The sequence below is a fragment of the Oceanisphaera avium genome (assembly GCF_002157875.1).
Taxonomy (GTDB): Bacteria; Pseudomonadota; Gammaproteobacteria; order Enterobacterales; family Aeromonadaceae; genus Oceanimonas; species Oceanimonas avium.
In genome coordinates, this window is sequence record NZ_CP021376.1 from 2,511,831 (window position 1) to 2,524,565 (window position 12,735).

14 protein-coding genes are annotated in these 12,735 nt (G+C 47.6%); 7 read left to right on the forward strand and 7 right to left on the reverse strand.

The window, feature by feature from the left end; all coding sequences use genetic code 11:
* Positions 1 to 9 precede the first annotated feature (9 nt).
* Positions 10 to 708 (forward strand): NAD(P)H-flavin reductase, encoded by a 699-nt coding sequence (gene fre, locus CBP12_RS11580; protein WP_086964577.1) that lies wholly within the window; start codon positions 10 to 12, stop codon positions 706 to 708.
* 54 nt (positions 709 to 762) lie between these two features.
* On the opposite strand, the gene CBP12_RS11585 is transcribed toward fre, so the two are convergent.
* From CBP12_RS11585 to ilvY, 3 genes are all read right to left on the reverse strand, one after another.
* Positions 763 to 948 carry a hypothetical protein gene (locus tag CBP12_RS11585; RefSeq protein ID WP_086964578.1) on the reverse strand — a complete coding sequence of 62 codons (186 nt, stop codon included), beginning with the start codon at positions 946 to 948 and terminating at the stop codon, positions 763 to 765.
* A complete protein-coding gene (ubiK, locus tag CBP12_RS11590) occupies positions 932 to 1,219 on the reverse strand; it encodes a ubiquinone biosynthesis accessory factor UbiK (RefSeq protein WP_086964579.1) in 288 nt (95 codons plus the stop codon). The genes CBP12_RS11585 and ubiK overlap by 17 nt, the downstream gene beginning before the upstream one ends.
* A gap of 144 nt (positions 1,220 to 1,363) precedes the next feature.
* Positions 1,364 to 2,248: an HTH-type transcriptional activator IlvY gene (ilvY, locus tag CBP12_RS11595; protein ID WP_086964580.1), complete on the reverse strand. Its 885-nt coding sequence runs from the start codon at positions 2,246 to 2,248 to the stop codon at positions 1,364 to 1,366.
* A 206-nt stretch (positions 2,249 to 2,454) separates the two neighbouring features.
* Between ilvY and ilvC the strand changes: the two genes are divergently transcribed.
* Both ilvC and tcdA read left to right on the forward strand, forming a co-directional pair.
* Positions 2,455 to 3,942: a ketol-acid reductoisomerase gene (ilvC, locus tag CBP12_RS11600; RefSeq protein WP_086964581.1), complete on the forward strand. Its 1,488-nt coding sequence runs from the start codon at positions 2,455 to 2,457 to the stop codon at positions 3,940 to 3,942.
* 472 nt (positions 3,943 to 4,414) lie between these two features.
* On the forward strand, positions 4,415 to 5,191 hold the full coding sequence (gene tcdA, locus CBP12_RS11605) for a tRNA cyclic N6-threonylcarbamoyladenosine(37) synthase TcdA (RefSeq protein WP_086964583.1): 777 nt from the start codon (positions 4,415 to 4,417) through the stop codon (positions 5,189 to 5,191).
* 147 nt (positions 5,192 to 5,338) lie between these two features.
* Here tcdA and CBP12_RS11610 read toward each other — a convergent pair whose 3' ends face one another.
* Both CBP12_RS11610 and CBP12_RS11615 read right to left on the reverse strand, forming a co-directional pair.
* On the reverse strand, positions 5,339 to 5,776 hold the full coding sequence (locus CBP12_RS11610) for a SufE family protein (protein ID WP_086964584.1): 438 nt from the start codon (positions 5,774 to 5,776) through the stop codon (positions 5,339 to 5,341).
* On the reverse strand, positions 5,776 to 6,990 hold the full coding sequence (locus CBP12_RS11615) for an aminotransferase class V-fold PLP-dependent enzyme (protein WP_086964585.1): 1,215 nt from the start codon (positions 6,988 to 6,990) through the stop codon (positions 5,776 to 5,778). Before CBP12_RS11615 ends, CBP12_RS11610 begins: the two co-directional genes overlap by 1 nt.
* Before the next feature lie 424 nt (positions 6,991 to 7,414).
* Between CBP12_RS11615 and rep the strand changes: the two genes are divergently transcribed.
* A complete protein-coding gene (gene rep, locus CBP12_RS11620) occupies positions 7,415 to 9,427 on the forward strand; it encodes a DNA helicase Rep (protein ID WP_086964587.1) in 2,013 nt (670 codons plus the stop codon).
* Between the two features lie 149 nt (positions 9,428 to 9,576).
* On the opposite strand, the gene CBP12_RS11625 is transcribed toward rep, so the two are convergent.
* Positions 9,577 to 10,014 (reverse strand): c-type cytochrome, encoded by a 438-nt coding sequence (locus CBP12_RS11625; protein WP_232455065.1) that lies wholly within the window; start codon positions 10,012 to 10,014, stop codon positions 9,577 to 9,579.
* Positions 10,015 to 10,256: 242 nt separating this feature from the next.
* Here CBP12_RS11625 and CBP12_RS13765 point away from each other — a divergent pair, with 242 nt between their 5' ends.
* From CBP12_RS13765 to CBP12_RS11635, 3 genes are all read left to right on the forward strand, one after another.
* Positions 10,257 to 10,508: a hypothetical protein gene (locus tag CBP12_RS13765; protein ID WP_232455066.1), complete on the forward strand. Its 252-nt coding sequence runs from the start codon at positions 10,257 to 10,259 to the stop codon at positions 10,506 to 10,508.
* Complete coding sequence (locus CBP12_RS13770) at positions 10,459 to 10,779, forward strand: MarR family winged helix-turn-helix transcriptional regulator (protein WP_232455067.1); 321 nt, start codon at positions 10,459 to 10,461, stop codon at positions 10,777 to 10,779. The genes CBP12_RS13765 and CBP12_RS13770 overlap by 50 nt, the downstream gene beginning before the upstream one ends.
* A 194-nt stretch (positions 10,780 to 10,973) precedes the next feature.
* Positions 10,974 to 11,594, forward strand: a complete 621-nt coding sequence (locus CBP12_RS11635) for a glutathione S-transferase family protein (protein ID WP_086964589.1) — start codon at positions 10,974 to 10,976, stop codon at positions 11,592 to 11,594.
* A gap of 83 nt (positions 11,595 to 11,677) precedes the next feature.
* Here CBP12_RS11635 and CBP12_RS11640 read toward each other — a convergent pair whose 3' ends face one another.
* Positions 11,678 to 12,586: a DMT family transporter gene (locus CBP12_RS11640; RefSeq protein WP_086964591.1), complete on the reverse strand. Its 909-nt coding sequence runs from the start codon at positions 12,584 to 12,586 to the stop codon at positions 11,678 to 11,680.
* Positions 12,587 to 12,735 lie beyond the last annotated feature (149 nt).

Here is a 12,735-nt window from a genome sequence, read left to right on the forward strand (position 1 = left end):
AGGACAGTCATGCAAAATGTAATATGTAATGTAGAAGCCTTAACGGAGATGGCCGATACCTTATGGTATGTGCGCTTAAAGCCAGAAATGGCCGTGGATTTTCTGCCAGGCCAATATCTATTAGTAGTGATGGCTGAAGACGATAAACGTCCGTTTTCCATTGCTAATACCGTCACTAAAGACGAGACTTTAGAGCTGCACATTGGTGCTACACCGGATAATACTTATGCGGTGCAAGTACTAAAGCGTATGCAAGACCAAGGTAAAATTGAAGTACAGTTACCTGCAGGTAAAGCACATTTACGCGCCGACTCTCAGCATCCGGTGATTTTAATGGCCGGTGGGACAGGCTTTGCTTATACGCGCTCTATCTTACAACAGCTCTTAGCCGATGGTTTCAAACAACCGATATTCTTATATTGGGGCGTACGTTTTGCTCAGCATCTTTATGCCGATGAAGAGATGAAGGCTTGGGCCGATGAGCATCCACAGCTCACCTATATTCCGGTGGTCCAAAACGCTGATGCCCAGTGGCAAGGTCGCAGCGGTTTAGTGCATGAAGCCATTATGGACGACTTCTTAAGCCTGCATGATTACGATGTGTACGTGGCGGGGCGCTTTGAGATGGCGGGTGTAGCGCGTGAAGCCTTTAAAGAGAAAGGAGTCGTCGCTGAACAATTATTTGGTGATGCTTTTGAATTTATTTAAAATTAATACACAGTAAGCTAAAAATAAGCCAGTAGTGAGCATGTCACTACTGGCTTATTGGTGTTTAGAGCTCTCAATAAGCGCATCTAAATTAAGTGCAATAATGGCCTCCATCGCGAGTTCAAAACGCCCTTGTTGACATAACCCTAGCCAGCCACCTTCTTCATAGGCGGCTTGAGCCGCCCGTAAACAGGCCGCTCGCACTTGCTCAGCCAGTGCGCTGTTAGTTTGACTGCTCATCGTCAAGCTTAAGAGGAGCGGAATTAGCAGTTAGCTGTTGCTCAAGTACGCTGAGCTTTTCTTCTAGCGTATTAAGCTTTTCGCGAGTGCGCAGTAAAACATTGGTCTGCACATCAAATTCTTCACGCGTGACCATATCCAACTTACCCAGCTGTGCTTGCAACACAGTACGAATACGCTTTTCTGCTTCTTCGCCCATATTCTTAATGCCACTAGGTAGGTTATTTTGAATTTGGCGCGCTATCTCTTCTAATTTTTTAGGGTCTAACATGATGATCTCCTTAGGCTATAACGCATTTTAGCCTTAATTGAGCGACGACGTCAGCTTTTAGCGCCTTGCGTTGTGCGCTGTACGCTATACGTCAAGAAAAACGATGTGTATCTCTAACGTAGGGCGTTAAATGTAGCGCTTTCTCTAAACCGGTTCTAACGCCGTTTGTTGGAAGGCTTGAATAAGCGGGTCGTCAAGACGCTTCTTCAATAAACACACCCCCACTTCAATGGACTTCAATGCAGGGCTGGCCGATAACACTCGTACCTTATCGCCCATGGGGCTGTGATCAATCACCACGCGCGGCACCACGCCAATCCCAAAACCCAGTGCCACCATGCCAATAATAGCCTCATTACCGGCCACTTCTGCATAAATATTAGGGCTAATGCCTTTGCTCTTAAACCATTGATTAGCCCGTTTTCTGGCTACCCCTTGCTCCGATAAAATCACCGGTAAACGTTGCCAATCCAAAGGCTTTTGTTCCAGTAAGTCACTGACTGGGCCTGATGTGGTGGGGGCAATAAACACCATAGGCACCGTTTGTAGATTAATAAAGTGCACTTTAGCAGGCAGCGCATCAGGGCGGGCGGCGATGGCGAGCTCGGTTTCATCATCCAATATTTTATCAATGGCGAGCGCCGGATCGCCGGTTTCTAAGCGAATTTCAAGGCGAGGGTAGCGGCTGCGAAAACGCTCTAAGATACCGGGTAATAAGAAATAGCTGGCCGTGACCGAGCAATAGACGCGCAAGCGCCCTTGTAAACTTTCATCGCCATGTTTTAGCTCTTGTTTAAGCAGTTGCCAATCATTGAGCCAGCCTTGTGCAAATTGCTGCAAGCGCAGGCCAGCATCGGTGAGTGTTACGGTGCGGTTATCGCGAGTAAATAGCTCACAACTCACCTCTTGTTCAAGTCGCTGAATGGCGCGACTTAGGGTTGAGGGGCTCACTGCCAGCGCATCGGCGGTATGGCCAAAGTGCAAACTCTGGCTTAAGTGCACAAATAATTCCAGATGACGAAAATCCACGGCGGTTTCCTTAAACATAGCACCCAGCGTCCCGTACCAAGGGAAACTAAAGCGCTGTCTTTAATGTTGCTTAAACCGCAACACTCTATTTCGAATATATCATTTTAAGCAATGATGCACTTGAGGTATAGTAGCTAAGTCGACATCGCAGTAAGACGCAGCGGTGCATAAATTTTTCATCAATGAATTAATAGGAAGTCTACTTAATGGCTAATAATTACTTTAATACTTTGACTCTGCGCGAGCAGCTTGAGCAGTTGGGCAAGTGCCGCTTTATGAAGCGTAGCGAATTTGCTGATGGCTGTGACTTTTTGAAAGGTAAAAAAGTCGTGATCGTCGGTTGTGGCGCACAAGGCCTAAACCAAGGCTTAAACATGCGTGACTCAGGTCTTGACGTAGCTTATGCATTACGTGACGAAGCCATTGCTGAAAAGCGCCAGTCTTACAAGCAAGCCACCGAAAACGGCTTTAAAGTCGGCACTTACAAAGAGCTGATCCCAACCGCCGACTTAGTGATGAACCTAACTCCTGACAAGCAGCACACCTCTGCTGTTAACGCCGTTATGCCGTTAATGAAAGAAGGCGCCGCACTGGGTTACTCACATGGCTTCAACATCGTTGAAGAAGGCATGCAGATCCGTAAAGACATTACCGTGGTTATGGTTGCACCTAAGTGCCCAGGTACTGAAGTACGTGAAGAATATAAGCGTGGCTTTGGCGTTCCAACTCTAATTGCGGTACACCCAGAAAACGACGCTAAAGGCGAAGGTCTGGCTATCGCTAAAGCTTGGGCTTCTGCCACTGGCGGCGACCGTGCCGGCGTATTAGAGTCTTCTTTTGTAGCCGAAGTTAAGTCTGACTTAATGGGCGAGCAAACCATTCTGTGTGGTATGCTGCAAGCGGGCGCCATCTTGGCCCACGAAAAAATGCTGGCCGACGGTATCGACGCCGGTTATGCAGGCAAGCTTATCCAATTTGGTTGGGAAACCATCACCGAAGCGCTCAAGCAAGGCGGCATCACAAATATGATGGACCGTTTGTCTAACCCAGCTAAGATCAAAGCCTTCGACATGGCGGAAGAGCTGAAAGACTTGATGCGTCCCCTGTTCAACAAGCACATGGATGACATCATCCAAGGCAACTTCTCTGCCGGTATGATGGCTGACTGGGCCAATGACGATAAAGACCTGCTGACTTGGCGTGAAGAAACTGCCGACACTAGCTTCGAGCAGTATCCAGCAACAGATGTTGCCATCGACGAGCAAGAATACTTTGACCACGGCATCTTGTTAGTAGCCATGGTTAAAGCCGGCGTAGAATTGGCGTTTGAAGCTATGGTTGCCTCCGGCATCATCGATGAGTCTGCTTACTACGAGTCTTTGCATGAGCTGCCACTGATTGCTAATACCGTTGCCCGTAAGCGTTTGTACGAAATGAACGTAGTTATCTCTGATACTGCAGAGTACGGTAACTACTTGTTTGCTAACGCTGCTGTGCCTTTGTTGCGTGAGAAGTTTATGCCAAGCGTTAAGACTAACGTCATCGGTAAGAGCTTCGACGTTAAGTCTAACTCGGTAGATAACCGTCGCTTAATTGAAGTGAACGAAGCGATTCGTAATCACCCAGTTGAGATTATCGGTAAGACCTTGCGTTCTTACATGACCGACATGCAAAACATCGCCGTTGGTGGTTAATTTTAAATAGTGAGTCGCTAGCTTTAACTAGCGCACTATAAAAAAGGGAGCTTCGGCTCCCTTTTTTGATCTCGAGTTTTAATTGCGACTCTTAGTATCACCAACTAGCGCTTAGAGACTGCAGAGCAACCACCGCCGACTCGCTAAGCCGCCTCCTTGCGACGCTCAGCACATAACGTCCATGTTATGTGATGGTCGGCTTAGGTTATCTCAGCAGCCTCTTCGTTAGCATTTGAGTGTTCGGCTGGCGGTACTGTGTGTTGGTGTTATCAGCAGGCGGCTCCATATCGTTGTGATGAGGTGGTAGGAATTGTCGTAGCCAACCGTTAAATGCCAAGGATGGCATTTGCCGAGCGCCACATGGATGTGTTTCAGCGCGTTGGCGTAGGCAATTCTGCTACCTCTTTACATAGCTGTATTCCCCAACCTTAACTGGGCTTGATATACTGGCCGCACATTTAGGGAGTAAACAATGAGTTTTGAGCAGCGTTTTGGTGGTATTGCCCGCCTGTATGGCAATGATGCCTTAAGCACCTTTAGTCAATCACATGTTTGTGTGCTGGGCATCGGTGGCGTGGGCTCGTGGGCGGCAGAAGCGCTGGCGCGCTCTGGTATCGGTGCCATCACGCTTTTAGATATGGATGATATCTGTATCACCAATACTAATCGCCAAATTCATGCGCTCGCTAATCAAATTGGCCAAGAAAAAACCCAAGCTATGGCCGAGCGCATTAAGCTGATCAATCCCGACTGTAAAGTGACCGTGATTGATGATTTTATTAGTGCTGATAACCAAGCAGAATATTTACTAACGAATTTTGATTATGTAGTGGATGCCATCGACTCGGTGAAAGCCAAGGTAGCCTTGATCGCTTTTTGTAAGCGCAACAAGATCCCAGTGATCACCGCCGGTGGCGCCGGCGGACAAACGGATCCTAGTCAGATCATGATCCGCGATCTGAGCAAAACCATTCAAGATCCATTGGCGGCTAAAGTGCGTAACGAGCTACGCCGTTTTCATAATTTCAGCACTAACCCTAAACGAAAATTTGGTGTGGATTGTGTCTTTTCTACCGAGCAGCCTAAATATCCAGATGGGGATGGCGGTATTTGTAATGCTAAGCCGCAATTGGATGGCACCATGAAGATGGACTGCGCCTCGGGCTTTGGTGCCATCACCCATATCACCGCCACCTTTGGTTTCTTTATGGTCAGCAGAGTGCTATCCAAACTGGCAGCTAAGAGTTAAATCATATTTGCCACGGAATACACGGAACAACGACCGGAATAAAAATAATCTATTTATTAATCAGGCTTGAAGATAAATACTAAATCACTAACCAAGCTCTTTACCTTTTATCGCCCTAGGTCCGTGTATTGCGTGGCGAAAAAGTCTTTATTCCTTATCATTAACGGGCAGCGTACAGCTTTGTTTGATAGCGGTGACTACTGCTCTTAAACCATTGCCCCGGGAGGGGCTTAAATGATTGAGCAGTTGTAAATCGGCGAAGTAGGCTTCCATGTCGAAGGCTTGAATTTGCTCAGCGGTGTGATTATTTAACGCCGCCAACACTACCGCCATTAAGCCTTTAATGATACGCGCATCTGAGTCGCAATGCAGTTGCCAACATCCTTGAGCATCCACTTTACTTACCAGCCACGCTTGACTTTCGCAGCCATGAATGACGTTAGCCTCTATCTTATCTGCATCAGCTAAGGGTGGTAGTTGCTTGGCGAGTTTAATCAGTTCTTTATAGCGGGCTTCCCAGCTGCGAGCGTTGGCAAAAAGGTGGCGAATATCGGTGTCGGTAATGGTATAGCCAAATGGCGGCATTAGAAAAACTCCTCTGCTTTAGCAAGTCCCGCCAGCAAGGCGGCAATATCGTCGGCGTTATTATAAAAAGCCAGTGAGGCGCGAAGAGTACCGTTTGGCAACTCCAAAGCTTGCATTAAGGGCATGGCGCAGTGATGACCGGTGCGCACCGCTATGCCTTGCATATCCAACAAGGTGGCTACGTCTTGGGGATGCACATCATCAATGACAAAAGACACGGCGCCGACTTGAGGGCGACCCATAATATGCACTTTTGGCATAGCATTTAAGCCAGTGAGTAGTTGCGCCAGTAACGCCTGTTCATGCTTAGCGATGGCGTGGCGATCCAAACTCATTAAATAATCTACCGCCGCTCCCAAGCCGATGGCACCGGCAATATTGGGCGTGCCCGCCTCAAACTTAAAGGGCAGCGCGCCAAACGTAGTTTTTTCAAAGCTCACTTTTTTAATCATCTCGCCGCCGGTTTGCCAAGGCGGCATTTTTTCCAATAATTCCCGTTTGCCATATAAGACACCGATGCCGGTAGGGCCAAACATCTTGTGCCCAGAAAACACATAAAAGTCGCAATCGAGCGCCTGTACATCCACCGAGAAATGACCCACCGCCTGCGCGCCATCAAGCAGGGTCACTGCGCCCACGGCTTTGGCCATGGCGATTAATTGTTCAATAGGATTAATGATACCCAGCGCATTAGAGACATGACTCACCGCCAATAATTTAGTGCGCGGTGAAAATAAATCGGCGGCCGCCGCCATATCTAACTCGGCATTGGCCTCCAGTGGTATCACCTTAATGCTGGCGCCAGTGGCGGCGGCTACTTGCTGCCAGGGCACTATATTGGCGTGGTGCTCTATAGTCGATAGTACAATCTCATCCCCGGCGGTTAAGTGCTGCATACCAAAACTGTAAGCCACTAGATTAATGGCCTCGGTGGCGCCGCGGGTCCAAATAATTTGGGCGGTATCGGGCGCATTAATAAAAGTCGCTACCTTGGCACGGGCGTTTTCAAAGGCGTGAGTGGCCTCGCTACTTAGCGCATGAGCAGCGCGATGCACATTGGCATTTTGACTGTGGTAATAATGAGCCAGCGCATCCAACACCACTTGTGGTTTTTGAGTGGTGGCGGCGTTATCTAAATACACCAAGGGCTGGTCATTAACCTTTTGGGCCAGAATAGGAAAGTCGAGTCTAAGGCGGTTTATATCGAGAGTCATAGCAGTTCAATTAAATAAGCACTGATAAGATCATGTGCGGTTAAGAGACAAGTGTAAAGCACAAACATAGCGCCAAGCGATTAGCACCAAGCTAAATAAAAATTACTCTTTGTAACGAACTTTATACAAAAGTAGAGAGCAGATCTGAAAAAGCCAAAACCTAGGTAAAACAATGTTTGGTAAGAACCACACTCGGCCATCAGAAAGCAATTTTTTAATCATCACGTATTTGGCACTTGTCGAAGTTATCTTATGTTAATTTTTTTTACGGATTTAGTGGGTTTTGTGGCAAAAAAGTCATGAGTTTTTAAGATTTTGCTTTGTCTCTTCGCTTTTTACACTTCACTCCTCACCGTTGGCAAGGCTTTCCCCTGTGGCGGCTAGCCGCTAGAATGGCGCTCCTGCTTATCTGTCGGAGTGCCTTATGAAGTTAAATCCAGCCCAAGACCAAGCGGTGCATTTTATTAGCGGGCCTTGTCTGGTATTGGCGGGCGCCGGCAGTGGTAAAACGCGGGTGATCACCAATAAAATCGCCTATCTGGTGCGAAAATGTGACTATAAAGCGCGCAATATCGCCGCCGTCACCTTTACCAATAAAGCGGCCCGTGAGATGAAGGAGCGGGTACTGCAAACCTTAACTAAAGCTGAAGCGCGCGGACTAATGGTCTCGACGTTTCATAGTCTGGGTTTAGATATTATTCGCCGTGAGCATAAGACGCTGAGCTTAAAAGCCGGCTTCTCGCTGTTTGACGATCAAGATCAGTTGGCACTATTAAAGGATTTAACCGATCAAGAGTTAGAGGGTGATAAAGAGTCGCTTAGTCGCCTAGTGAGTACTATTTCTAATTGGAAAAACGATTTGGTGTTGCCGGCTCGCGCGGCACGCATTGCACGAGATCCCGAACAGGTGTTATTTGCCCAAATGTATGAGCGCTACCAGCGCCAGATGAAAGCTTATAACGCATTAGATTTTGACGATCTTATTTTGATGCCCACCTTATTGTTAAAAACCAATGAGCAAGTCCGCCAATTTTGGCAGAATAAAATCCGCTATCTGCTAGTCGATGAATATCAAGATACCAATGCCAGCCAATACGAATTAGTAAAGTTAATAGCCGGTGAGCGCGCGCGCTTTACTGTAGTGGGTGATGATGATCAGTCCATTTATTCGTGGCGCGGTGCACGACCGCAAAACTTGGTGTTACTCAAAGAGGATTATCCCCAGCTCAAGGTGATCATGCTAGAGCAAAATTATCGCTCTCGTGGCCAGATTTTGCAGTGCGCTAATATCTTGATTGCCAATAACCCCCATGTCTTTGAAAAAAAGCTATTTTCTGAGATGAAATATGCGGCGCCGGTGCGAGTGCTATTTGCTAAAAATGAAGACCATGAGGCAGAGCGAGTGGTAGCCGAGATCATGGGGCATAAGTTTATGAATGGTGCTAAATTTGGCGAGTACGCGATTTTGTATCGCGGTAATCACCAGTCGCGGTTATTAGAAAAACAGTTAATGACTAACCGTATTCCTTACAAGATAAGTGGAGGTACTTCATTTTTCTCGCGCAGTGAAATCAAAGATATCATGGCGTACTTGCGCTTATTAGTGAATCCAGATGATGACAATGCCTTCTTACGAGTAGTGAATACGCCGCGTCGAGAAATTGGCCCCACTACGCTCGAAAAACTAGGTAACTACGCGAATCAGCGCGGAAAAAGCTTATTTGCCGCCAGCTTCGAACTGGGCCTTGAGCAAACTTTAGAAGGGCGCGGCTTAATGGCATTGCGCGGCTTTACTCAATGGTTGGTACGCCGCGGTGAGCAAGCCGAGCGGGGTGCGGCTCAAGATGCGGTGCGCGATATGATTAAAGATATTCACTATGAACAGTGGTTATACGAAAGCTCGCCAAGCCCTCGCGCCGCTGAAATGCGTATGCAAAACGTCTCTACCTTATTTAAATGGGTGAGCCAGATGTTAGTGGGCTCTGAGTTGGATGATGCCATGACCTTGCCCGAGGTGGTGATCCGCTTAACGCTGCGCGACATGATGGAGCGCGGCGAAGAAGAAGATGATGGCGAGCAAGTACAACTAATGACACTGCATTCCTCTAAGGGGTTGGAGTTTCCCTATGTATTTATGGTGGGCATGGAAGAGGGCTTATTACCCCACCAAAGCAGCATAGATGAAGACAACATTGACGAAGAGCGTCGTCTTACTTATGTGGGTATTACCCGTGCGCAACAAGCACTTACCTTTACCTTGTGCCGGGAGCGGCGCCAATATGGTGAGCTGTTACGCCCTGAGCCCAGTCGTTTCTTGCTTGAATTACCCCAGCAAGACTTAGACTGGGAGCATAATCGCAAGCCACCCAGTGAAACTGAGCGTATGGAAAAAGGGCAAGCGGCCATTGCCGATATCCGCGCCATGTTTAATAAATGATGGGTGATGGGTGATGGGTGAGTGGATCAGTAACGGGAAATAATAGCGCTAAGCTCTGGTCTTTAGCGGGGGTAGGCTGCGCCTTATTCCTCACGAACAACAAAAAAGCCGCATTAAGCGGCTTTTTATTAGTGGCTTATATCGAAAGCTTAGATAGCATCCAACATGTAATCCACGGCATTAATAATTTCTTCATCAGAGCAAGCGCCACAAGCACCACGTGCCGGCATACCTTGGAAGCCTTCTAAGGCGTGCTTAACTAACGTCTCGTGGCCTTTAGCAACGTGAGATTCCCACTGCTCAGCATTCCCTTTAATAGGAGCGCCAGCAGCACCTGTACCATGACAAGCAGCACAATGGGCTGTGTATACCGTCTCGCCATCGCGAGGACCCGCTTCTTCTTCGCTGTCTTGTGCATCGGCACTAGCGCCTACTATGCCTTCTAGATCCGCAGCCATGTATACGCTGCCGACGGGTTTAGTGCGCGCATCAATGGCTTCAGAGGACATATCGTTGGCGGCGTAAGCCATACCACTTAATGCAGCAGCGGCAACGCCGACAAGCAAGAGTTTTTTTAACAGGCTCACCTTTATTCTCCCAGTTGGCTTTATCTATTGTTATTGATTCTTGAAACCCGCCGAGTATAGCGCAAGTAACACGGGCGTTAAACGTCAATGACGGCGGTTAGTTGAGTTAACTTAGCGATTATTTTGTATATTAAAAAGCCAGTGCTACAGGATGGCAACTAAATTCTTTATGGTATTATCCAAAAATATAGACTCAAAAGCAGCTGATGAACATCCAGCATTACTCTATGGAAGATAAAAATATGGATAACACGTCTGTTAATTGTGAGCCCGACACTGCGTTAGACCAAATAGATCGCATTGTGGCGTTGTGGCAGCAAGCACGCCCTGATCTTGATTTAGCGAGCACCGAAGTTATCGGGCGCATAGTGCGGTTAGAGTATTTTATTAGTCGTCGAGTGTTACAAGATTTAGCGCATTATAAGCTTAACGTCGGTGAGTTTGATGTATTGGCCGCGCTGCGCCCACCCCCCTACCTTTCAGCTTTCTCCTAACCAGTTGCAAAGCATGGTGCTTATCTCCTCGGGCGCGCTGACTAATCGAATAAACCGCTTAGAAAGTCGCGGTTTAGTCAGTCGTGCCCAAGCTGATCATGATAAGCGCGGCGTTATTGTTACCTTAACGCCCGAGGGGCTTAGCGTGCTTGAAGAAGCAGTGAGCCATCATTTGAGCGCGGAAGCTGAGCTGGCTAATCCTCTTAATCCCCAAGAACAGCGCCAGCTTGCAGATTTACTTAAAAAAATGCTGCTTAGTATTGAAGATTAAAATGATCGAGTGTCAAAGCAAAATGAATAAGGCGTGCTATAACAAGAGGGGTTAGAATTAATAGGTGATTATTGGTGGGATTTTGTCAAAATCAGTCGCAACAAAGATCAAATTGCATAAAAAATAGCGACAAAACCACCCCTCTAAAGCCGGGTTAATCTAAGGTTTAAGAGTGTTATTTAAGAGAGGTATGAATGAAATTATATTATCGCCCTGGTGCTTGTTCTTTAGCGGCTCATATTGTTTTGGCATGGTTAGACTTACCTTATGAAGTGGAAGTGGCTAATACCCGTGACCCTGAATTTTCCAAAGTAAATTATCTGGGCACGGTGCCGGTATTATTTACCCCTGATATGGGCGCGCTTTATCAAAATAGCGCTATTTTGCGCTATCTTTCTCGTTTACCAGCGGGCGAGCCCTTTGGGCCTGGAGCAGATCCGGTACTAAAAGCGCAGTGTGATTATTGGTTAAGTTTTTTTAATGCCGATGTGTATCGTGCCTTCGCGCCCTTTTTTAACCCAGAAAAGTACACCACTGATACTAGTGCTGAAGCTAAAAAAGCCATTAAAGCGGCCGTGCCCGCCCAAGTGCAACCCCTGTTTAAGCGCATGGATAGTCATTTAGCGAGTCGTGATTATTACCTTGAAGATGAAATGGGCATTATTGATGCCTGCGCCTTTGTTTATTGTTATTGGGCGAGTAAGGTGCTGGCAAATGGCTTAGCCGATTACCCCAATGTGGCCCGCCACTACGCCACTTTGCTAGCAGACCCTAAGGTTAAAGCAGTGATTGCTAAAGAAGGCTTAAAGTTATAAGTGAGAAGTAAAAGGGAGGCGTGAACAGTCAAACATTTGGCTTGAAGTAACGCAGCTAATTTAACCTCGCACTTCACTCGCACCTAGTGGCGAGCCACTATTAAAACTGTACCTAGCACGCTAATCGCCGCTCCTGCCCAGGCCCCTAAGGCGGGGCGGTTTTTAGTCAGTAGCCATAATAAAGGCAACACTAACACCGGACTCACCGAGCTGAGCATGGCTACCATGCCCACATTACCTTGGCGCAGTGCTACCAAAATCAGCGTCATGCCAATGCCCATCGCCAGTAAAGCATTGCCGGCTACCATGCCAAAAATAGGCCAATTAATGCGGCGCAATGCCTTAGCGCCTGACCATCCGCACCATAGCAATAAAAGGTGAGCACTAAACGCCGTGCTCATGCGTACCGCCGAGGCTGAGATAGGATCAACCAGTGATAGCGTGTCCATCATCACCGGCTTCATCATTAAAGTGGCTATTGACTGACATAAGGCGGCCAATAATCCTAACGCCACTCCTACCCAAAGCTTACCAATATCTTGTTCCCAGACATGGTTATCGTGTGCGCGCTTACCCATAAAAATGGCGAGCATAACGCCGCCCATCAGCAGTATGCAGCCAATTAGCGTCCAACCTTGAATTTTCTCCCCAAAAATAACATACGCCAATAGCGCAGAAAATAAGGCGTGGGTGGCAAATAATACGCTAGCTCGCCTAGGGCCAAGTCGGTTCATGGCGGCAAATAACGCCGTGTCACCAATAAAAATACCCACTAAACCTGAGGCCGCCATAACACCAATATGAGCACTGGTGAGGCTAGTCCAACCGCCACTAAATAAGGCCAGAGTCCACAGCATGATGCTGACGCAAAACATTCGCCAACGAGAAAAGGCCACGGCGCCAAGATGGCGGGCGCCGTGGGCCGAAAATAAGCTAGCAAGGGCCCAACATGCCGCTGCAGCCAGTGCTAAATAGTCATAAGAAAAGGGCATAGGGAGTCTTAATAACCAATAATGTGACGCTAACCTAGCGCGCAAACGAGCCTAGGCCAAGACGCTTGTTACTCTTTAACAGCAAATCTTGCGTTATTTAATGCCAAATTTGCCAGCCTTGCTGAGAGCGGGTCTAATAGTGCCTCACT

What these genes read in the sequence shown, in the direction of transcription:
- fre (WP_086964577.1), top strand. Translation starts at nt 10, where the DNA reads ATGCAAAATGTAATATGTAATGTAGAAGCCTTAACGGAGATGGCCGAT.
- CBP12_RS11585 (WP_086964578.1), bottom strand. Translation starts at nt 948, where the DNA reads ATGAGCAGTCAAACTAACAGCGCACTGGCTGAGCAAGTGCGAGCGGCC.
- ubiK (WP_086964579.1), bottom strand. Translation starts at nt 1,219, where the DNA reads ATGTTAGACCCTAAAAAATTAGAAGAGATAGCGCGCCAAATTCAAAAT.
- ilvC (WP_086964581.1), top strand. Translation starts at nt 2,455, where the DNA reads ATGGCTAATAATTACTTTAATACTTTGACTCTGCGCGAGCAGCTTGAG.
- tcdA (WP_086964583.1), top strand. Translation starts at nt 4,415, where the DNA reads ATGAGTTTTGAGCAGCGTTTTGGTGGTATTGCCCGCCTGTATGGCAAT.
- CBP12_RS11610 (WP_086964584.1), bottom strand. Translation starts at nt 5,776, where the DNA reads ATGCCGCCATTTGGCTATACCATTACCGACACCGATATTCGCCACCTT.
- CBP12_RS11615 (WP_086964585.1), bottom strand. Translation starts at nt 6,990, where the DNA reads ATGACTCTCGATATAAACCGCCTTAGACTCGACTTTCCTATTCTGGCC.
- rep (WP_086964587.1), top strand. Translation starts at nt 7,415, where the DNA reads ATGAAGTTAAATCCAGCCCAAGACCAAGCGGTGCATTTTATTAGCGGG.
- CBP12_RS13765 (WP_232455066.1), top strand. Translation starts at nt 10,257, where the DNA reads ATGGATAACACGTCTGTTAATTGTGAGCCCGACACTGCGTTAGACCAA.
- CBP12_RS13770 (WP_232455067.1), top strand. Translation starts at nt 10,459, where the DNA reads ATGTATTGGCCGCGCTGCGCCCACCCCCCTACCTTTCAGCTTTCTCCT.
- CBP12_RS11635 (WP_086964589.1), top strand. Translation starts at nt 10,974, where the DNA reads ATGAAATTATATTATCGCCCTGGTGCTTGTTCTTTAGCGGCTCATATT.
- CBP12_RS11640 (WP_086964591.1), bottom strand. Translation starts at nt 12,586, where the DNA reads ATGCCCTTTTCTTATGACTATTTAGCACTGGCTGCAGCGGCATGTTGG.